Here is a 20,723-nt window from a genome sequence, read left to right on the forward strand (position 1 = left end):
AGGCAACTGTATGCAGCGTGGTTAACGTCTATTTGGTCGCGGCGACGCGGGCATCTGCCAGCCAGCTGTCGTATTTTTCGCGATGTGCTGCAATCCATTCCGCGGCATGGCGGGTAATGTCCGCTGCACTTTTCTCACCGTTGTGCATTTTCAGATTCTGGGCACTTTCGTCGTCGGTGGTGATTTGCATGTCAGAGAGGAATTTCACCGCCGCCGGATTTTTTTCGGCGAACTCTTTATTCAGCACCGCCCTGACGGTGTCTACGGCGAAGCCGAGGTTTTTGCCGTTGAAGGTGGTGTTGGTATCGTTTTTACCACCCGGAAGATCGGTACGCGGCACGGTCAGCCATACAACGTCTTTACCTTCGACCAGCACCCCGGAAATCCACTGCGGCACCCAGGTGTAATAGAGGATGGATTTGCCCTGCTTGTAACGGGCAATGGTGTCGGCCATCAGCGCGAAGTAGGAGCCCTGATTGTTTGAAACGGTCTTGGTCAGGTCATAGGCTTTCATATGGTGGGCGATGATCAGTTCGCAGCCCCAACCCGGGTTGCAACCGGTCAGGTCGGCTTTGCCGTCGCCATCGCCATCGAACAGTTTGGCAATCTCGGGTTTCTGCAGATCGGCGAGCGACGTGATGTGGTGTTCGTCTGCGGTTTTTTTATCGATCATGTAACCCTGCAGCACGCCCGGCATCGTACTGCCGGTTTTCACCATCACATCATCGCCGCCGGCTTTTTCGTAGAACGACTTATGCAACTCTTCCCACATGTGCACGGTGAAATCGGCGTCGCCACTGGAGAGGGCAACAAACATGGTGGAATATTCGGTTTCCTTGGGCGTTTGAACTTTGTAGCCCAGCTCTTTAAGCCCCGCCATGGCGATCTCGCCGCGGAAGCGCTCTTCGGCGATGGACGGGAAGATGGGGGTAATGGACACCCCTTGACCGGGTTGTTGCGCCGTCGCCGCCCATGCGAAAAGAGGGGAGACCGTTAATGCCAGAGCCGCCATGGAACGAATAACTTTCTGTTTCATTCCACCTTGTTTGAAATTCATTATCGTCTACCTTGCGTGGTTTAAGGAGTCAGCTTCTATTGAGGGGTACGGTGCGCGCGGCGACACCGATCAGGTTCGCTTTGGACTGGTGTCGATTTCTTTGACGGCGTTTTTTCTTTTCAGGCGATACACCATTCCGACAGGGCCAGTCTGGTACCAGCGTTCGCCTCGGGTGGCCCGGTTGCTGTGTTCGCCCATCGCTTGAGTCAAGCGATCAAGGAAGATGGCCAGCAACACCAGGCCCAGGCCACCGACAGTCGCCAGGCCCATATCGAGGCGCCCGATACCGCGAAGGACCATCAGGCCCAGCCCGCCCACCGAGATCATCGAGGCGATCACCACCATTGAAAGCGACAACATCAGTGTCTGGTTCAGCCCCGCCATGATCGTGGGCGCGGCTAATGGAAACTGGACTCGCATCAACATCTGGCGCGGGGTGCAGCCGAAGGCTCTGGCGGCCTCGACTTTGTCTTCCGGCACTTGCCGGATGCCGAGGTTGGTCAGCCTGACCAGCGGCGCCACCGAGAAAATGATCGTCACCAGCACGCCGGGTACGTTGCCGATCCCGAACAGCATGACGACGGGGACCAGGTAGACAAACGCCGGCAGCGTTTGCATGGCGTCCAGGAGCGGGCGCAGCAACATTTCCAACCGGTCGCTGCGGGCGCACAGGACTCCGAGCGGTATGCCGATGATTGCGCAGAAGAACAGCGACGTGAGCACGAGCGCGAGGGTGACCATCGCCTCGTTCCACACGCCGATAATCCCCAGGAGCGTGAGGGTAACGAAGGACAGGATGCCGATTTTCCTCCCGCCCACCTGCCAGCCAAACAGCGTGGCAATGATGATGAAAATCGTCGGAGGGATCGCCAACAAACCAAATTGGATGCCGTTCAACACCTGGTCGATGGGCCATCTGATCGAACGAAAGATGTCGCGAAAGTTGTGCACCAGAAAATTTAGAGCGACTTCCACCCACTGGCCCAACGGCACACTGATGGATTGAAAGGGATCAAGAAGACTGAATTCGTTCATGCTAATCACCTGGATGTCTGAGCCTGGCACGCCAGGGCCAGCGCATCGAAACTTAGTGGCGGCTCATGGTCTGGAGCAGGAGACTCTTGGAAATCGTGCCCTTGAAAACCCCTTGGCGATCCAGAACGGCCACCGGGTTAACGGCATCGGCAACGATGTGAAAGACGTCATGAAGGGGCGCATCGGCCTGCAGCGTGGGAATGGACTGGTCGTTGGCGTAGGGATGTTCGGCGCAAATCCTCGCGACGTCGCCGGCCTTGAGGATCTTCGATGCATCGAAGCCTTTGAAGAAGGCCTTGACGTAATCATTCACCGGGTTGCAAAGCAGTTCCTGTGGACTGCCGATCTGCACCACGCGGCCGCCTTCCATGATCGCAATGCGGTGGCCGATGCGAATCGCCTCTTCAATGTCGTGGGAAATGAAGATGATGGTGCGCTGCTGCTCGGCCTGGAGGCGGATCAACTCGCCCTGCATTTCACTGCGAATCAACGGGTCGAGCGCGGAGAAGGCTTCGTCCATCAGCAGGATGGCCGGGTCATTGGCCAGCGCTCGGGCCAGGCCTACGCGTTGCTGCATGCCGCCGGACAGTTGGTGCGGATAACTGAAGGCGTGTCCATCGAGGCCGACCTGCCTGAGGGCTTCAAGTGCGCGCTTGTGGCGCTCGGATTCCTCGACACCGGAAATCTCCAGGCCAAACGCAACGTTGTCGATCACACTCATGTGAGGCATCAGTGCAAACGACTGAAACACCATGCTCATGTCTTTGCGCCGGACGCTGAGGAGATCGGCGTCCGACAGACCGGTGATTTCCTTGCCGTTCAGGTGGATGGTCCCGGACGTGGGTTCGATCAGCCGATTGAATAACCGCACCATCGTGGATTTCCCGGAACCGGAAAGGCCCATGATGACGAAAATCTCTCCACGTTTTACGGAGAAACTGGCATTGAAAACGCCAACCACCTGGCCGGTCTTGCTGAATATTTCATTCTTGTCAGCACCGCGAGCCAGCATCTCCATCGCGAGCTTCGGCTGGGCGCCAAAGACTTTGTAAATGTTGTTTACCGAGAGTATCTCGTCACCAAGACTCATAACCCCTCCTGCTGCAATTACGACGTACGATCAAGCACTTGAACAAACATGTCCTGATCACTTATGACGGTGCTCATGGGGGCAGTCGAACGGGGGGAAAGGTTGCGAGTTAGTCATTGTGACCGTCCTCTTTATTATGTGATTTATTATTCTTGTTTTATCGGAGCTGAATTAAGCAGTTCCTCGAAAGCAAAGTTATTACCTAATAGAGTCAGCGTCTAACAACATTTCTTCTGGCCAATCAATAACGTCATGTTATCAATAATTCCAGCATGCCAATTTGCGACAGCGGCAGTGCTGGTTGCGCAGACGACCACCGCAGGCTCTGTCTTAGACGCGATGTTTCCGCTACGCTCCAGTGCAGGCTTGAAACGGAACTTTGTGACTGATCTCACCTTTAACGCCCCTGCCAACGGGCCCCAAACCGGATATTCAATACTCTAGGTTATGGTTAAACATATCGATCCAGACATGACGCTGTTGAAAATGCCTTCCCTTAAAGCGGTGAAGTCATTTGTTGCCGCGGCCAAATATCAGAGTTTTACCCGTGCCGCGGAAGCACTGTGCGTCACTCAAGCCGCCATCAGCCGTCAGATTCGCGAGCTTGAGGCCTATCTTGGGGTAGATCTTTTCAAGCGCGTAGGGCGAGCGGTTGAATTAACCGAGGCGGGCTCGATCTTTTTTGATGCGGCGCAAATATCGTTCGTCAATATCTCCCAGGCGGCGGAACGTATTCGCACCCATAACGCAGGCAAGCGCACATTGACACTGTGCTGTTCGCCCGCGTTTTCGGCGCTCTGGCTTGCAGCCAAGTTGCCGGGTTTTTTTACCAGGAACGCCGACATTGATCTGAACCTGGTCACCACGCAAAACTTCCTGTCGATGGAGCCGGGCGTCACGCCGGACATCTTTATCACCAAAATGGCCAGGGTTCAGGATGGCTACCGCAGTTATCCGTTGTTTCATGATGTGATCTACCCGGTGTGCACACCACGTTACAAAGAAGAGCATCCCGAGCTGTTCAATCTGGAGGGACTGCGCGACGGGGTTTTGCTCAACCTCAGTCCTTACGGACGTTCCCAGGTGGCGGAGCACGTCGATTGGGGCGTCTGGCTGGCTTACCACGATGTCGATATCGAAAAGCGCCCGCACGACAGCCCTCACGTGTTCAACGCCAATGACTACAACCTGGTGATCAGCATGGTGTTGACCCATCAGGGCGTGGCCCTCGGGTGGAATCACCTGGTGGCCAACCTGATTGAAAGCGGCACGCTGATCCGGCCGGTCGAGGAGGAAGTGGTGCTTCATGAGAGCCAGCACTACCTGACCTTTCGTGAAGACCGGATCAATGACGACGCCTGTTGTCGGCTGCGCGACTGGATTCTCGCCCAGTTTGCCTGAGCCGTCCGCGTTGAGGAGGGGAGTGGTTCGGTGTACCGGCGGTGATCGTCAAGAGTGATCACCACCGGCCGTGTTGCGTTAGCCGACGGATCTCAGCGGGATTGTGTGATTGAGCTGATCCAGCATCGTTTTGCAGTACCAGTCATCAAACTGGCACACACCAATTTCGCTTGCCACCGACAACGGGCCTGGCTCGTAAGCAGGGGAGCTGACGCCGACCTGGGCGCCTTCAACCAACGTGCGGTCCTGGTCATTGGTGGCCAGCCAGACCTTGGTGAGTCGATCGATGTCGTAGTCGACACCTTCCTGTGCGTCTTTCCTGACGAGCCATTTTGTCGTGACCATCGTCTCGCTCGGGCCGAGCGGCAGCACGCGGAAGCTCAGCGCGTGATCGCCCAGAAAGTGGTTCCAGGTTGACGGGTAGTTGAAATACAGCAGCGCCCCGATGTTGGCCTCACCGCTGCTGTCCAACCGGCCGGCGACCGCGGGCTTTCCATCCATGGTGTAGCTGACGGCCCCGGAAAACAACGGAATGCGCGTCATGCGGAAGCGACCTTCAACATCCATCACCAACTGACTGGGCAGGCCTGCGGCCTCGCAGCGGTCCCAGTGCTCCTTGAGTTCGAGATCCTCGTCGCCGCCCGCGCCGCCCACTGATGGGTTGTCCACGAATGAGTGCATCAATTCCGGGTGAGTGGCGTCGCAGTGATAGCACTCGCGGTTGTTCTCGAACACCAGTTTCCAGTTGCCTTTCTCGATGATGCTCGACTCGAAAGCGACTTTGCAGTTGTCCAGGTTATGCGGGGCCACGAAGGGCGTCACAGCCTTTCTGAATGACGAAAAATCCGGCGCGACGTCAGCGACGCACACGTAGATGTAGGTTTCGACGACCTCGCAATGCACCGGTTTCAGCCCGTGCCGGGACTTGTCGAAATCGTCACCCATGTTCCCGGCAAACAGCAGTCGGCCATCCAGCTCGAAGGTCCATTTGTGATAAGGACACACCAGCTTGGCGACCTTGCCGCTGGCCTCCGGGCATACCTTGGAGCCGCGATGCCGACACGCGTTGTGGAATGCGCGGATCTGCTGATCGGCGCCGCGCACGACCGCGACGGGGTAATCGCCGATTTGCAGCGACAGGTACTGACCCGGCTTCTCCAGCTCAAATGTGTGCCCGGCGAAGATCCAGCTTTGGTGCCAGATCTGTTCCAGATCCTGCCGATAAACCTCTGGATCGCTATACAGGGCACCTGGCAGCGCGTAATCGGTTTTGCGCTGCGCGATAAGATTTGAAACTGTCGATTTAGTGCTCACGGCCCACACACTCCAAATACCAGTATTCAACTAACGGGACGAATGTACGAAAAACTTAATCAACAATTCGTCGGTAAAATATCGCTGTTGTAAGGCTACGACGCCCTCTTTGCATCAACAAGAAACTTTTACTCTTATCAATGCATAATGAAATGTTATCGATGGGTGCGGTGGTTTCGGGAATGAAAAGTTAACTCTATGAATATCAACGTAAATTAATTATTCGTGCGAGCAGCCCTGCGCGCTTTTAAGTGCATAAACCTGACAGTCACTCTATTGACCACCTTACGGGCCCATGCCAGTCTGGATTCAACTGTTAACTCAACTAGCCACTAAAAGGTCTCGGAAAGTCTTTTGTAAACGTCGGCCGACGTTTATTAGAGCCATCTTCCACGTCACTCACATTCGGAGCATTTATCTTGAAATTTGAAGGTATCTACACGCCCGCAGTAACGCCTTATAACACCGACGGGGAGATTGACTGGCGTGTGTACTCGCAAGTGTTGGAGTCGCTGATCGAGGCGAAGGTACACGGCATTATTATCGGCGGGTCGACCGGTGAATATTATGCGCAGACTGCGCAAGAACGCACCGAGCTGGCCGCTTACGCCAAAGACGTCATCGGTTCACGGGTACAACTGATCGTCAGCACCGGTGCCATTCGCACCGAAGACGCCGTTCAGTACGCGAGGGATGCCAAAGCCATCAAGGCGGACGCCATCCTCGTCACGTCGCCCCCGTACGCGCTGCCCACCTCGAAGGAAAACGCGATCCACGCGCTGACCATCGACCGCGCCGCCGAGTTGCCGATCATGCTTTACAACTATCCGGGGCGCATGTGCGTGTCGATGGACGAGGACTACCTCACTCGCGTCAGTGAATGCAGGAACGTTGTCGCCATCAAGGAAAGCTCCGGCGATATGGGGCGTGTGCATTTGCTCGCGCGCCAGTTTCCGAACATCGGCCTGTCCTGCGGCTGGGACGATCAAGCGCTCGAATTCTTTGCCTGGGGCGCCCGAAGCTGGGTGTGTGCCGGTTCCAACTTCCTGCCCAAAGAACACGTGGCGCTGTATGAAGCCTGCGTGATCGAAAAGGACTTCGACAAAGGCCGGCAAATCATGTCGGCGATGATGCCACTCATGAACGCCCTGGACGGGGGAAAGTTCGTGCAGTCGATCAAGTACGGTTGCGAGGTCGCCGGGCTGAAAGTCGGTGACGTGCGCTCACCGCTTCAGCCACTGGAAGCGCAGGAACAGCAAAGCCTTGCATCGGTCATCGCCGAGCTTAAACGCACGGTAGCCACCATTACTTCGGGAGCCAGTCATGGGTGATCTTCTGAGCAAGGCCGAATATGCCGCGCTGGCCAAAGACATTGCGCTGCCATCCAGGGCGTTCATCAATGGCGCGTTCACGCCCGCCATCTCCGGCAAAACATTCGCCACCCACAATCCGGCGACGGGCGAATTTCTGACGGATGTTGCCGCGTGTTCGGCCGCCGATGTCGACGTGGCCGTGAGCAATGCCAGGCAGGCGTTCGAGGACGGACGCTGGCGATCGATTGCGCCCCGGGAGCGCAAAGCGGTCCTGCTGAAGTTCGCCAACCTACTGGAAAACCATCAACACGAACTGGCCGTTCTCGAGAGCCTCGATAGCGGCAAACCGGTGAGCGAGTGCCAATTGGTGGACGTGCCGGACACGATCCACACCTTGCGTTGGCACGCGGAATTGATCGACAAGATTTACGACAACACCGCCCCGGTGGGCGGCGACGCACTGACCCTGGTCGTCCGCGAGCCGATCGGCGTGGTGGGCTGCGTATTGCCCTGGAACTTCCCGTTGCTGATGCTGGCGTGGAAAATCGGCCCGGCCCTCGCGGCGGGCTGTTCGGTGATCGTCAAGCCTGCCGAGCAAACCTCGCTGACCACGTTGCGTGTCGCGCAGCTGGCGTTTGAAGCGGGAATTCCCGCCGGCGTGCTCAATATTGTCACCGGCACCGGCAAAGAAGTCGGTGAACCGATTGGCCTGCACCCTGATGTCGACATGGTGAGCTTCACCGGCTCCACCGCGACCGGTCGCCGTTTCCTGCACTACGCCGCCGATTCCAACCTGAAACGCATCGTGCTCGAATGCGGCGGGAAAAACCCGGCGGTGGTGATGGACGATGCGCAAGACCTCGACCTCGTCGCACAGCATGTGGTCAACGGCGCGTTCTGGAACATGGGGGAAAACTGCTCCGCGACGTCGCGTCTGATCGTCCACGCATCGGTCAAGGACGAACTGCTGGAGCGCATGGGCGCGTACATCCGCGAATGGAAAATGGGCGACCCCCTCGACCCGCAAAACCGCGTCGGGTCGCTGGTCAGCCCCGAGCATTTCGCCAAGGTGAAGTCGTACCTCGAGCACGCCGTCGCTGCAAAGTTTGCAGTGGTTTACGGTGGCGCTACCCGGGACGGTGCCTTTGTAGAGCCGACCGTGATTGACGGCGTGGGTCGCGACAACAAGTTGTTCCAGGAAGAGATCTTCGGCCCGATTCTGTCGGTGACCACCTTCAACACGCTTGCCGAAGCCATTGCCCTTGCCAATGACACGCTGTACGGCCTGGCGGCCTCGGTTTACACCGGCAGCCTGCGCCGGGCCATCAAGTTGTCGCGGGAGATTCGCGCCGGCATCGTCACTGTTAACTGCTTCGGTGAAGGCGACGCTTCGACGCCTTTTGGCGGCTACAAGGAATCGGGCTTCGGTGGCCGGGACAAATCCATTTTTGCCCACGACCAGTACACCGAAATCAAGACGATCTGGATCGATGTCTCGGATCGCTCGGATGAAGAGACCGAAAAATGAGCCGCCACACCATCAAGCGCCTGCCGGTCGACACCGGGGTTTCGGGTTGGGAGGCCATTTCCACACGCACGGCGCCGGTGCGCATGCTTGATGGGGACGTAATGGCGGATTGGCTGATTATCGGCGCCGGATTTGCCGGCCTGTCCGCCGCTCGCCGACTTTCACAGTTACACCCGGGTGACCGCATTGTGGTGGTCGATGCGCATGAAGTCGCCAAGGGGCCGGCGGGCAGGAACTCGGGCTTCATGATCGACGTGCCGCACAGTCTGTCGTCCGGGGAATATTCCGTGGCGAGTGAGTCGGCAACGGCGCTGGAAATCACGCAGAATCGTTTCGCGATCGAATTCGCTGCGCAAGCGGCGCGGGAATACGGCATGTCCGCAGACACGTTCGACCCCTCGGGGAAGATCAACGCGGCCGCCACTGAGCGCGGCCTGAAACTGAACGTCAATTACGCCAGGTCCCTTGAGCGCATTGGCGAGCAGTTCGAGATGCTGGATGCCGCACAAATGCGTGAAATCACCGGATCCACCTATTACCACGGCGGGATCTACACGCCCGGCGCGGTGATGATTCAGCCCGCGCAATACATCCGCGATCTGGCAGCGGGGCTCGCAGGGAAAGTCAGCCTGTTTGAGCGTTCTCCGATTGTTGAATTAATCAGGAACGGAAGTGGCTGGAGCGCCCGATCTCACAACGGGACGGTGCACGCACCCAAGGTTATTCTCGGGGTGAACGGTCACATTGAAGACTTTGGCCATTATCAGGGACGCCTGCTGCACGTCTTCACGTACGCTTCAATGACCGCTGCCTACAGCGATGAAGAATTCAGGAAAGACTCGCCGGGCAAAGCCCAATGGGCGTTGTTGCCAGCAGATCCAATGGGGGCCACGGTTCGCAAGATCTCCTCGGACGGGCGCTCGCGGATCGTCATCCGAACCAAGTTTACCTATGAACCGAGTATTCAGGTCACGCCGGAGCGTGTTGCGGCGGTGGCCAGGGAGCAGCGGCATTCCCTGGATGCGCGCTTTCCCGAATTGAAATCCACGGCGCTGGAATTCAGCTGGGCGGGGCGGCTATGCCTGAGCCGTAACAGCGCTGCAGCTTTTGGCGAAATTGAAGAAAACCTGTTTTCGGCGTGCTGCGAAAACGGACTGGGAACGGTGAAGAGTACCCTGGCCGGTGTGATGGCTGCGGAGTTGGCGTCCGGCACGCGTTCGGCATTTCTCGACAGCTTCAGTCATGCCCCGGGGCCCAGCAAGTTGCCACCCAAACTCATCACGAAACTGGGGGTCAGTTCTGTTATTCGCTGGCATGAATTCTGGGCCGGGCGAGAAAGTTAACCGGCGTGATTCTTCTGCTTTTCCCACCTGAACGGAATGCTTCATGAGAAACGAGGAGGGCATGAGAAACACGGCGCGCTTGATCACACCCACCGTTGTTGCGGACCCCGGCGCCGCAAGGCCTCAACTGGGGATTTTCCTTTGCCTGCTTTCCATGCTGATTTATGCCAGCCAGGACGGCATCACCAAGGTACTGGTCAAAGACCTCCCGGTGGCTCAGTTGGTCATGGTGCGTTACGGGGTGTTTTTGGTTTTAGCGCTTGGATATGCCCTCTATCAAGGAGGGGTCAGGCAGTCGTTTCGAAGCAGGCACCCGGGTCTGCAAATCATTCGGGCGCTGTTGGCGGTAGGTGAGGCGCTGCTGTTTGCCGTGGGCCTACGCTATTTGGGCCTGGCCGAAATGCACGCGCTCTATGCGGTATTCCCGCTGATGACACTGGCCTTGGCGGGGGCCGTGCTGGGAGAGTTCATTGGTTTGCGGCGCTGGATTGCCGCCGCCATAGGGTTCACCGGTACGCTGATCATCCTTCGACCCGGTGCAGGCGTCTTTGAGCCTGCCGCGCTGATCCCGCTGCTGGCGGCGTTGGGGTTCGCGGTGTTCAACGTCCTGACGCGCCGGATCAGCCAGCACGATTCGTTTGCGACGAACATGCTGTACATCGCTAGCGTCGGTGCCCTGACCGTCACGTTTGCGGGGTTGCCTGCCTGGGTGACGCCAACGCCCGCGCAGGGCCTGTTGATGGGGATCCTGTCCCTGACGGGCGTCGTCGCACAGATTCTCTTCATTCAAGCACTGAAATACGCGCCCGCATCCACCCTGCAGCCTTTCAACTTTGCGCTTCTGGTGTTCGCCACGCTGATTGGAGTCGTTGTTTTTGCCGAGCGTCCGGATACCTGGGTGGTGGTCGGTGCAGGCCTGGTGATTCTCGCGGGACTGTACGCGATAAAAGCGAAGGGCTAAGCCGGTGGGACCTGCGACGGAGGTGCTGCGTCGCAGGTCGAGGTGCCTCGATCAAAACGGCAGTGGCAGTTTTGCCGTGCGACCTCCATCCACCACAAGCACTTGCCCGGTGATAAAGGCCGATGACTCCGACGCGAGGAAAACCACGGTCGCGCCAACGTCCGTGGGCCAACCGGTACGCCCCACCGGGTGCAGGCGCAGCAGTGCCTGGCGCGCCGCACGGGGATCCGCTTGAGTGGCGAGATAGGCATCACTCAACTCGGAATTGATCCACCCGGGGGCGATGGCATTGCAGCGGATGCCGTCCCGGCCAAGATCGACCGCCAAGGCTCGGGTCAGCCCATGGATCCCGGCCTTGGAGGCGCAGTAGGCGGCATGTTCCGGGTTGGCGCCCAGCCCTTCGATCGAGCCGATGTTGATGAGGCTGCCACCGCCTCGCTGACGCATCTGCGGCACCAACGCCTTGCACAGAAACGCGGGCGCCCGCAGATTGACCGCCATCATGCGATCCCAGTCCTGTTCGGTCATGTCGTCGATGGATTTCTCGAACATGAACCCGGCGTTGTTTACCAATATGTCGACCCCGCCAAGGTGCTCCTCGGCGAAACGAGCGATCAAGCCGGGTGACTCGACCGAGGCCAGGTCAGCCTCGACGAAATGCACCCGAGGATGGTCGCGCAAGTCGGCGTCCAGTGCCTGGCGTTGGGCGATGATCACTGAAGCGCCCGCCTCAAGCAGTCGTTCGGTGATGCCGCGGCCAATGCCTCTGCCGCCGCCGGTCACCACTGCATTTTTACCGTTGAGCATCGCTGCCTCTCCTTAGCCGGACACCGGCTTGGCGCCTGTGACTTCCACCGTTTCACCGGCGATGTACCTGGCCTCGTCGGACGCCAGAAAAGCGATGACATCGGCAATGTCTTCAGGCTCGGCGATACGCCCCAGTGGCACACTCTTGTTGAGTTCCTGCACGGCTTTGTCCGGATCGAGGCCACGCCGTTCAAAGCCGCTGCGGATCATCGGGGTATTTATTTCGTGCGGGCACACGGCGTTGACACGGATGCCCAGGGGGGCGCAATCGCGTCCCAGATTTTTGGTCAGCGCCGCGACCGCGCCTTTGCTGGTGCAATACGCCACGTGGGCAGGGCCTGGATAAATACCCCAGACCGAGGAGGTGTTGACGATGGCGGCGCCGGGGCGGCTTTTCATGTGCGGGATCGCCGCGCGGCAAATAAAGAACACGGCATTGAGGTTGACGCCCATGGCATCGAACCACATGTCGTCAGTGGTTTCCTCAATGGTGCCGCGGGGAATGATGCCCGCATTGTTCAATACGATATCGATCCCCGAAAAGATACCGACGGCGGTCTGGACAATCGCTTCGCAATATTCTTTTCGGCGTAAATCGCCTGCCAGGTAATGCACTTGCGCGCCCATGTCACTAACTTTGTTGGCAATTGATTGACAACCGGCTTCGTCAAGATCGGACAAAACCAGCTTTGCGCCTTCTCGGGCGAACAATAACGCCAGCGCCTGTCCGACGCCGCCGGCAGCGCCGGTAATGACCACCACTTTATTATTGAATTTCATGGGCAACCTGCCTGGTAGTTGTTTGGCGTCGCCATTATTCGATCTCAACGGATTGTAGCGTCCAACGACTTTTTTACCGTGCCAAAGATAACGTGGCGTTATCTGAAAAGTGCCGCAGCAGCGGGCTCCTCGAGGACAATTGAAAGTAAGTGTGCATTGGTGTCAATTTAAGGTGACACACATGTACATTTTGCTTGCGCGAGAAAAATCCGAGGATTAACATCCGTCGAAACGAGGACTGGCCTGGCTCGTTCGACCTTATTGATTTTTCGGAAAGGAGAGCAAAGTGACAGAGTTATTGGATATTCGTCTGGCGAGCAAACAAACAGCTTTCACTGAAATTCCAGTTATCGACATAGGGCCGCTCCTCAGTGGCGAGAACCCGGCGCTAGTGGCAAGTCAAATAGGTGAGGCCTGTGAAAAGATTGGTTTTTTTTATATAAAAAACCATGGTGTCGGACAGCAACTGATAGACAGCATGTACACGCTCTCCAAACGTTTTTTCAAGCTTGAGTTTGAACAGAAGAACACACTTAACATCGTCAACTCCGGGCCTACATTGCGCGGTTATATACCGATGTATGCGGAAAACGTGGACCCCGCCAACACTCGCGATTTCAAGGAGTGTTTTGATTACGGTGCTCATTACGATGAGGTATCGCCGTTTTTCGGTCCTAACCAAATGCCTCATGAACTGCCGGAATTCGAGAAGGTGGCCAATGAGTACCATGGCGCTGTATTGAATCTCGCACGCCTGCTCATTGGCGGGATCGCGCTGAGCCTGGGGTTGCCACGAGATTATTTCGAGCACCGTCAACGCAAGCCCATCACGATCCAGCGAATCTTGCGTTACCCGCCGCCGATCGGAAGGATTTCCCAAGAGGAGATCGGGATTGGCGCTCACACCGACTACGGTTTCCTGACGGTCCTGTCCCAGGATGCCGTGGGCGGCCTGCAGGTCAGGAATCGGGCAGGGGAGTGGGTCACCGCTCCACCCGTTGAAGGCACGTTTATCGTCAATATCGGTGATCTGGTGCAAACCCTCACCAACGATCGCTACACCTCGACGATGCATCGCGTTGTGAATACCAGCGGTCTGGAGCGCTACTCGATACCGTTCTTCATTGATCTGGATTTCGATGCGGTGGTGGCGCCTGTGCCTACCTGTGTCACTGAAGCCGTGCCTGCAAAATATGAGGCTTACACCTGTGGTCAGCACAAGTTCAAGCGATTCGTTGACAGCTATGAACACCTTAAAGGCATCGAGCAGGTGGGACGCGGTTGATCCGATTGGGCGCCGAGAACGCATGACCGGGCCAGCGGTTGAAGCGGGAAATGGCGCGGGAGACCGCGCCATTTTCACGTTATGGGTTGCTGATCGGGGTGTTGAACTGCTCGGAGTAGGTGCTGCCCATGAGTGAGGAGGCCACCTGATCCGAGCCCACGCCCATGCGAGAGTACGCATATCGGGCCGTACCGACGTGGTCCGTGCCATCGGCGGCGACTGCACCAGCTCCGACGTGATCGGCGCCGTCAGATGCGACAGCGCCAGCTCCGACGTGATCGGCACCGTCGGACGCGACCGCACCAGCCCCAACGTGATCGGCACCGTCGGCTGCGACCGCACCAACCCCGACATGGTCGGCACCATCGGACGCGACAGCGCCAGCCCCGACATGATCGGCACCATCGGCCGCGACCGCACCAGCCCCGACGTGATCGGCACCGTCAGATGCGACTGCGCCAGCCCCGACGTGATCGGCGCCGTCAGATGCGACTGCACCAGCTCCGACGTGATCGGCACCGTCAGATGCGACTGCACCAGCTCCGACGTGATCGGCACCGTCGGCAGCAACCGCGCCAGCCCCGACATGATCGGCACCATCGGCCGCGACCGCGCCAGCCCCGACATGATCGGCACCATCGGCCGCGACAGCGCCAGCCCCGACATGATCGGCACCATCGGCCGCGACAGCGCCAGCACCCACATGATCCGCGCCATCCGACGCCAACGCTCTTGTCTCCGCGGCCCAGGCACCGGGCGTTACCGCTGCGGCCGCGAGCACCAATGCAATGCCTGAAAAAAGCTTACGTATCATGATGTTTTCCTCGACCCGTGAGCCGGAGGGCGATTGAACTCGACCGGTCAAAGGATCCGGGCGAACGGCTCATGGGCTATGGCTGGTTACGTTGACGATTGGCACAGGGCGCGGTAGCGCGCTCGGGTGTCGACGTGTTGTAAGGCACAAAAACAGCAAACCGAAATTCAGTATAGACCGCCACCAAAGGCCGACCAGACACGGTGACCACCGGTGCAGAAGCGCAAGGCCAGACTGTAGGTTCCCCACGAATCCCGGGACCACAGACACCGCCAACCCCTGTAGGAGCCAGCCTGCTGGCGATGGACTCAAGCACGCCGCGTAGCACCAGACCGCCCGCGTCATCGTTGAAGACCATCGCTGGCAGGTGTCGTGTAACCGGGGTACACGCACAATCCAGGGCGCTTCGGAGTCCTATTCGAAGCTCGTCATCAACGGTTATTCAGCAAAATCGAAAAATTCAACGCCGCGGCTACACACAGCCACACCAGGTATGGAAACAGGATCAGGCCCGTGATGACGTCAAGCTGCAACGCCATCACCACCATTGCCGCCACAACCAGCCACAGCAGCGTCAAAATCACCATGCCGGCGAAAACGTGGTGTGCGCCGAAGAACACCGGTGTCCACAGCGTATTCAGCGCAATCTGCGCCGCCCATAACGCCAGCACCACCTGACTGCCAGGGATCAGGGTCAACCGGTAACCGGCCCAGGCCAGCAACAGGTAGATGATCGACCAGGCCAGCGGAAACAGCCAGTTGGGTGGCGTGAAGCTCGGCTTGACCAGGGTTTCATACCACTCGCCCGGTTTGAACAGGAGGCCGGTGCTTGCCGCGGCGGCGCAGGCCAGGAGAAAAATGAGAAAGGTCATCGCTTGTCCTTAGCTGAGATCAGATGTTTGGGTTACACCGCCAGTGTCGGCCGTATGTAAGAAGGACGCCCAGGCACGTGAAAAGTTTGGATTGAGGAATGACTTTTCTCTGGTGGCCGGGGCTGTCATCCATCAGCCGTTGGCGATCAACTGATCCGAAAGATGCTGCTGCTCCCGCCCGCGAGCAATCATCCACCGATGAAATTCCCGGCATTGCGCCTTGTGGAAAGTGCTGGGGTTCCAGCTCAGGTAGTACGACGAGGGCAGCGGCATGGCGTGCCGGCAGGGCAGGATCAAGCGGCCGTTGTCGACGTCGTCCCTGATCATCGAGTACTGCGCCAGCACCATGCCGTGGCCTTCGATTGCCGCCTGGATGGCCATGCTCGAAAGGGAAAAAATCCGGCTGTTGTTAATGGCGACATCGGCCATGCCGTTTTGCGCCGACCATTCCGGCCATGACGGTGGCGATTCGAATTTCGGGCGCCAGTCGATGGTCAGCAGCGGAAAGCGCAGCAGTTCATCCACTGCCACCTGAGGCCCGTGTGCAGCCAGCAGCACCGGGCTGCACGCCGGGATCACACAGTCACGGAAAAGCTCGAGGGTGTGGTGATTGTCCTGCATGCCTTCGCCATAACTGATCCGGAAGTCGATGCCATTGGCATCCGCCTTCGACGGCTCGGTGTGGGTGCCGTCCAGGTACACGCTCAGGCCTGGGTGCTCGGCTTGCCAGCCGGCGACCAGCGGTGCCAGCCACTTGGACAGCAGAGAGGGCAGGGCGCTGACGTACAGGTTGCTGGCGTTTTTCGACCGTTCCAGCTCGGCGGTGGCGGCCCGAAGCCGCTCGAAAGCTTCGCAGCAGCCTTCGTGGAAACGTTGTCCGGTGGCGTTAAGGCGCAGGCGCTGACCTTCCTTGACCGTCAAGCTGAGGCCGACGGCGTCTTCCAGCACTTTCATCTGCTGGCTGACCGCCCCAGCCGAAACGCCCAGCCGTTTTGCCGCCTGGGAAATACCGCCGCAGATGCCGACGGCTTCAAATACCTCGAGGGCCCGCAGGGGAGGAAGGTAGCTCATGGTTGATCCAGGAAAGTAAAAGTCAGGCTGATTTTATAGTTTAGGAAAACTATAAAAAGCAACAGAAAAGCACATCTATTCTTTTGGGTTTGGCAGACCTACGATCTCCTTCAAGACGTCCAGCCACCTCCCGCTGGTACTTACAACAACAACGGAGCTTCGAGCCATGTTCTTGAAAAACGCCTGGTATGTCGCTGCCTGGGACACTGAAGTCAAGCATGCCTTGCATGCCACGACCCTCCTTGGCCAACCCATCGTTTTGTACCGCAAGACCGACGGCGAGGCGGTGGCGCTGGAAGACGCCTGTCCGCATCGCAAGCTGCCGTTGTCGATGGGTCGGCTGCACGGTGATGTGGTCGAATGTGGCTACCACGGCCTGACGTTTGACGGTTCGGGGACATGCGTAAAGGCCGCGTGCGTATCGCGCGTGCCGCAAGCTGCCCACGTGCGCAGTTATCCAGTAGAAGAGCGCTATGGCTTGATCTGGGTATGGATGGGAGATCCCGCCAAGGCTGACCGTGCGAAAATTCTCGATATCCCGGAATTTCAGGACCCGCACTGGGGCCTGAACCGCGGTGACTCGATGACCATCGAATGCAACTACCTGTTCATGACCGACAACCTGCTCGACCCGTCGCACGTCGCCTGGGTGCATCAGTCCACCTTCGGCAATTCGGCTTGTGAGTCACAACCGCTGCAAACCCAGGTCAATCGCGACGGCGTGGTGGTTTCGCGCTGGCTGTACGACGTCGAAGTGGCGCCGTTCTACACCAAATACCTCAAGTTCGAAGGTCGCTGCGACCGCCTGCAATATTACGAAGTGCGTTATCCGGCCCACGCCATCATCAAAGGCGTGCTGACACCGGCAGGCACCGCTGGCGAAAATGCTCCGGTGCATGAAAAAGCATTCCTGATGGACTCCTATAACTTCATGACGCCGGTCGACGAGTCGCACACTCGCTATTACTGGTTCCAGTTGCGCAACTTCGATGCGGACGACGAGAACGTTTCCCGGCAATTCGCCAGCGATGTGCGCAGAGCCTTCGAAGAGGACCGAGTGATCCTCACGGCCGTGCATGCCGGCATGGCCAGGCGCACCACGCCCAACATCGACCTGGCCATCGATTCCGGCCCGCTGCGGTTTCGTCGGGGCATGGAGGCACTGATCCGCCTCGAGCAGGATGCTGCAGGCCTGAAACTGTCGAACGAGGCACACGTCCATGCGTGAGCCGGCTAGCGCCACGAAAGGTTTTACGCACTTTGTCGTGACCCAGAAAGTACGCGAGAGCGCGACGATCAGTTCGTTTGTGCTCAGGCCGGTGCGGGACGATTCCCACCTGACGTTCCGCCCCGGCCAGTTCATCGTGGTGCGCATTCCACTGGCGGGCGGCGCACAGGTGTTGCGCACCTACAGCCTGTCCGGAAACCCGGACGACCCGTCGCAGCTGCGTATTTCCGTCAAGCATGAAAGGGCGCCCGTGCACCTTCCCGACGTGCCGGCGGGCGTCGGTTCAAGCTTCTTGCACGAGTCGCTGGACGTCGGCGGACAACTGGAAATTGCCGGTCCCAGCGGCGAGTTCGTGCTGGATGAAAGCAGTGAGCGTCCCGTGGTGTTGTTCAGCGGAGGCGTGGGGCTGACACCGATGGTGAGCATGCTGCATCGCCTGGCGACGGGTTCTGCGCGGCCGGTGTATTTCATTCATGCCTGTGAAGACGGTGCGGTGCACGCCTTGCGCCAGGAGGTGCTGGCGTTGGCCGCCGCGCGCCCGAACATCCGTGTGCATTTTTGCTATCGCACGCCGAACCGCGATGACCTGGAACTCGGCCACCATCACAGCAGCGGGCTGATCAGTCGCGAGAACCTGCAAGCCTTGCTGCCGCTCGACGATTACGACGTCTACCTCTGCGGGCCCCGCCCGTTCATGCAGGCCAACTGGCGCTTGCTGCGAGGGTTGGGCATCGACAAGGCACGGATTCGTTACGAGTTCTTTGGTCCGGCGACGATCCTCGATGAAGACGAACCGACTCCCGCGCCGGCCCCGACCCAGCCTGACGCACAGCCGGTGGCCGATACGCAAATGAGTGTGCGATTCGATCCTTCCGGCCGGAGCGTACCGTGGGATCAAGGTTGTCATTCGCTGCTGGAGCTCGCCGAACAGGCCGGATTGTCGCCCTCGTTCAGCTGTCGCGCCGGCTTGTGCAATACCTGCCTGACCCCGCTGGTCAGCGGCAGCGTCGAGTACATCGAAGCACCGCTGATCGAGCCGGAGCCAGGTCAGGTGTTGCTCTGTTGTACCCGCCCGACGTCCTCGGTGGTCCTGGCGCTGGGTGACCTTCAGTAGTTTTTGCATCGGAGAATAAAAATGAAAAACAACAAAACCGTATTCGCCGTCTATTCGTTGTTGATGTTGTGCTCGGCCGTCTCGCTGACGAGCCAGGCCAAGGACTGGAACAGTATCCTGATCGCCACGGAAGGGGTGTATGAACCGTGGAACCGGACGTTGCCCGACGGTAGCTTCGACGGCTTCGAACCGGAAATGGCCAAGGTGCTGTGCGAGCGCATGCAGGCCCGTTGCACCCTCGTTGCCCAGGATTGGGACGGACTGATTCCCGGCTTGCAGGCGGGCAAGTTCGATGTGGTGATGGACGCCCTGGCCATCAGTGACACCCGCAAGCAAGTCATCGACTTTTCCCGCCCCTATACCAAAGCGCCGGCCACGTTTATCGCGATGGACTCCAGCAAGATCGACATGCACCGCGGCACGTTGCGCCTCAGCGGCAACCCGCAGCAGGACGCCCCGGCGGTCGAAGACCTGCGTGCCAAGCTGAAGGGCAAGGTGATCGGCATCGTGTCCGGCACGGTGTACACCAAGTTCATCCACGATCAGTTCGATGCCGTTGCCACCATCCGTGAATACAAGACGCCGCCGGAACCGCTCATGGATCTGAAGAGCGGGCGTGTGGACGTGGTGTTCGAGGACATGGGCTTTCTTGCCGGGGAAATGGCCCAGCCGTCCAGCAGCGGCGTGGTGCTGGTCGGCCCGGCGATCAATGGGCCTATCTGGGGTGAGGGCGAAGCTTTCGGGATCCGCAAGGGTGAACCGGAGCTCAAGGCTAAACTGGACAAAGCGGTCGCTTCGCTGATCGACGACGGGACGATCAACCGGTTGAGCCAGAAATGGTTCAAGCACGACTTCACACCGCCCAGCCACTGACCGACCCATCCATCGGCGCACGCCTTGATGCACGGCGTCGCGCCGATGGATCGATGCACGCACTTCGGCTGCGGCCGGGCTCTACGGCCGTCTTCCTGCCTCGGTTAATCAGTAGGTGTACACGTGAGCAATTTAATTGGATTTAGCGCGTCTGGCTGGGGCGGGGTCATGCTGATGGCTGCCCTCATGACGCTGTTGGTGACACTCGCCGCGCTGCTGGTCGGTGCCGTACTCGGCACCCTGGTCGCGGCGGCGAAACTCCACGAAAGCCTGCTTCTGCGCCTGCTTGGCGATCTCTATACCACCGTATTTCGCGGGGTGCCGGAGTTGCTGGTGATCTATTTGTTCTTCTACGGCGGCTCGGCGCTGGTAAGCGGGATCGGGAGGCTGTTCGGCGCGGAAGGGTTCATCAGCATCCCGGCCTTTCTCGTCGGTGCGCTGGCCCTCGGCGTGGTCTCGGGGGCCTACCAGGCCGAAGTCTATCGAGGGGCTTTCCTCGCGGTGTCGCGGGCCGAGCTGGAGGCCGCCAAGGCAATCGGGATGCCGACGCTCATGCGTTTGCGACGGGTCATCGTGCCGCAGGTGCTGCGTTATGCCCTGCCGGGACTCGGCGGTGTCTGGCAGATCAGCCTGAAGGATTCGGCGCTGATCTCCGTCACCGGGCTGGTCGAGCTGATGCGGGCCAGTCGAGTGGCGGCGGCTTCCACCAGCCAGTTCGTGCTGTTCTTTCTCACCGGGTGCGCGCTTTACCTGGTGCTGACCGGGGCGTCCGGCCTGGTTTTTTCCAGAGCCGAACGGTACGTCGGCAGAACCTTGCGCCGTAGCTGACCGGCAGAA

19 protein-coding genes are annotated in these 20,723 nt (G+C 58.9%); 11 read left to right on the top strand and 8 right to left on the bottom strand.

The features are described from left to right. Positions 1–28: 28 nt before the first annotated feature. The 3 genes from proX to NTD84_RS26045 form a co-directional block, all read right to left on the bottom strand. Positions 29–1,012 carry a glycine betaine/L-proline ABC transporter substrate-binding protein ProX gene (proX, locus tag NTD84_RS26035; protein ID WP_262171790.1) on the bottom strand — a complete coding sequence of 328 codons (984 nt, stop codon included), beginning with the start codon at positions 1,010–1,012 and terminating at the stop codon, positions 29–31. A gap of 114 nt (positions 1,013–1,126) precedes the next feature. Continuing rightward, positions 1,127–2,092, bottom strand: coding sequence for a glycine betaine/L-proline ABC transporter permease ProW (gene proW, locus NTD84_RS26040; protein ID WP_262171643.1), 966 nt, complete (start codon positions 2,090–2,092; stop codon positions 1,127–1,129). Between the two features lie 52 nt (positions 2,093–2,144). Beyond that, positions 2,145–3,182, bottom strand: coding sequence for a glycine betaine/L-proline ABC transporter ATP-binding protein (locus tag NTD84_RS26045; RefSeq protein ID WP_262171646.1), 1,038 nt, complete (start codon positions 3,180–3,182; stop codon positions 2,145–2,147). A gap of 447 nt (positions 3,183–3,629) precedes the next feature. On the opposite strand from NTD84_RS26045, the gene NTD84_RS26050 reads away from it, so the two are divergent. Then, positions 3,630–4,583, top strand: a complete 954-nt coding sequence (locus NTD84_RS26050; RefSeq protein ID WP_262171648.1) for a LysR family transcriptional regulator — start codon at positions 3,630–3,632, stop codon at positions 4,581–4,583. A 78-nt stretch (positions 4,584–4,661) separates the two neighbouring features. Here the strand turns inward: NTD84_RS26050 and NTD84_RS26055 are convergent, their stop codons facing one another. Beyond that, a complete protein-coding gene (locus NTD84_RS26055) occupies positions 4,662–5,897 on the bottom strand; it encodes an aromatic ring-hydroxylating oxygenase subunit alpha (RefSeq protein ID WP_262171650.1) in 1,236 nt (411 codons plus the stop codon). 419 nt (positions 5,898–6,316) lie between these two features. On the opposite strand from NTD84_RS26055, the gene NTD84_RS26060 reads away from it, so the two are divergent. Genes NTD84_RS26060 through NTD84_RS26075 form a run of 4 tightly spaced genes read left to right on the top strand, consistent with a single transcriptional unit; the run spans position 6,317 to position 11,042 of the window. Beyond that, positions 6,317–7,228, top strand: coding sequence for a dihydrodipicolinate synthase family protein (locus tag NTD84_RS26060; protein WP_262171653.1), 912 nt, complete (start codon positions 6,317–6,319; stop codon positions 7,226–7,228). Continuing rightward, a complete protein-coding gene (locus NTD84_RS26065) occupies positions 7,221–8,738 on the top strand; it encodes an aldehyde dehydrogenase (protein WP_262171656.1) in 1,518 nt (505 codons plus the stop codon). Before NTD84_RS26060 ends, NTD84_RS26065 begins: the two co-directional genes overlap by 8 nt. Beyond that, complete coding sequence (locus NTD84_RS26070; protein ID WP_262171659.1) at positions 8,735–10,081, top strand: NAD(P)/FAD-dependent oxidoreductase; 1,347 nt, start codon at positions 8,735–8,737, stop codon at positions 10,079–10,081. The genes NTD84_RS26065 and NTD84_RS26070 overlap by 4 nt, the downstream gene beginning before the upstream one ends. Before the next feature lie 43 nt (positions 10,082–10,124). Continuing rightward, positions 10,125–11,042: a DMT family transporter gene (locus NTD84_RS26075; protein WP_262171662.1), complete on the top strand. Its 918-nt coding sequence runs from the start codon at positions 10,125–10,127 to the stop codon at positions 11,040–11,042. Between the two features lie 51 nt (positions 11,043–11,093). Here the strand turns inward: NTD84_RS26075 and NTD84_RS26080 are convergent, their stop codons facing one another. Together NTD84_RS26080 and NTD84_RS26085 are read right to left on the bottom strand one after the other, a co-directional pair. Beyond that, positions 11,094–11,849: an SDR family NAD(P)-dependent oxidoreductase gene (locus NTD84_RS26080; protein WP_262171664.1), complete on the bottom strand. Its 756-nt coding sequence runs from the start codon at positions 11,847–11,849 to the stop codon at positions 11,094–11,096. A 12-nt stretch (positions 11,850–11,861) separates the two neighbouring features. After that, complete coding sequence (locus NTD84_RS26085; protein ID WP_262171667.1) at positions 11,862–12,629, bottom strand: SDR family NAD(P)-dependent oxidoreductase; 768 nt, start codon at positions 12,627–12,629, stop codon at positions 11,862–11,864. A 286-nt stretch (positions 12,630–12,915) separates the two neighbouring features. Between NTD84_RS26085 and NTD84_RS26090 the strand changes: the two genes are divergently transcribed. After that, complete coding sequence (locus NTD84_RS26090; RefSeq protein ID WP_262171670.1) at positions 12,916–13,914, top strand: isopenicillin N synthase family dioxygenase; 999 nt, start codon at positions 12,916–12,918, stop codon at positions 13,912–13,914. 196 nt (positions 13,915–14,110) lie between these two features. Beyond that, positions 14,111–14,710: a hypothetical protein gene (locus NTD84_RS26095; RefSeq protein ID WP_262171673.1), complete on the top strand. Its 600-nt coding sequence runs from the start codon at positions 14,111–14,113 to the stop codon at positions 14,708–14,710. Between the two features lie 449 nt (positions 14,711–15,159). On the opposite strand, the gene tspO is transcribed toward NTD84_RS26095, so the two are convergent. Together tspO and NTD84_RS26105 are read right to left on the bottom strand one after the other, a co-directional pair. Further along, positions 15,160–15,600: a tryptophan-rich sensory protein TspO gene (tspO, locus tag NTD84_RS26100; RefSeq protein ID WP_262171676.1), complete on the bottom strand. Its 441-nt coding sequence runs from the start codon at positions 15,598–15,600 to the stop codon at positions 15,160–15,162. A gap of 132 nt (positions 15,601–15,732) precedes the next feature. Beyond that, entirely contained in the window at positions 15,733–16,671 is a 939-nt protein-coding gene (locus NTD84_RS26105; protein ID WP_262171680.1) for a LysR substrate-binding domain-containing protein, read from the bottom strand. A 166-nt stretch (positions 16,672–16,837) separates the two neighbouring features. Here NTD84_RS26105 and NTD84_RS26110 point away from each other — a divergent pair, with 166 nt between their 5' ends. From NTD84_RS26110 to NTD84_RS26125, 4 genes are all read left to right on the top strand, one after another. Beyond that, on the top strand, positions 16,838–17,899 hold the full coding sequence (locus NTD84_RS26110; protein ID WP_262171682.1) for an aromatic ring-hydroxylating dioxygenase subunit alpha: 1,062 nt from the start codon (positions 16,838–16,840) through the stop codon (positions 17,897–17,899). Next, positions 17,892–19,013, top strand: coding sequence for an FAD-binding oxidoreductase (locus tag NTD84_RS26115; RefSeq protein WP_262171683.1), 1,122 nt, complete (start codon positions 17,892–17,894; stop codon positions 19,011–19,013). The genes NTD84_RS26110 and NTD84_RS26115 overlap by 8 nt, the downstream gene beginning before the upstream one ends. A gap of 21 nt (positions 19,014–19,034) precedes the next feature. Continuing rightward, entirely contained in the window at positions 19,035–19,886 is an 852-nt protein-coding gene (locus NTD84_RS26120) for a transporter substrate-binding domain-containing protein (protein ID WP_262171685.1), read from the top strand. Positions 19,887–20,009: 123 nt separating this feature from the next. Next, positions 20,010–20,714, top strand: coding sequence for an ABC transporter permease (locus tag NTD84_RS26125; protein WP_262171687.1), 705 nt, complete (start codon positions 20,010–20,012; stop codon positions 20,712–20,714). Positions 20,715–20,723: the final 9 nt, after the last annotated feature.

The sequence above is a fragment of the Pseudomonas sp. 14P_8.1_Bac3 genome (assembly GCF_025466085.1).
In the GTDB taxonomy this organism is placed as follows: domain Bacteria; phylum Pseudomonadota; class Gammaproteobacteria; order Pseudomonadales; family Pseudomonadaceae; genus Aquipseudomonas.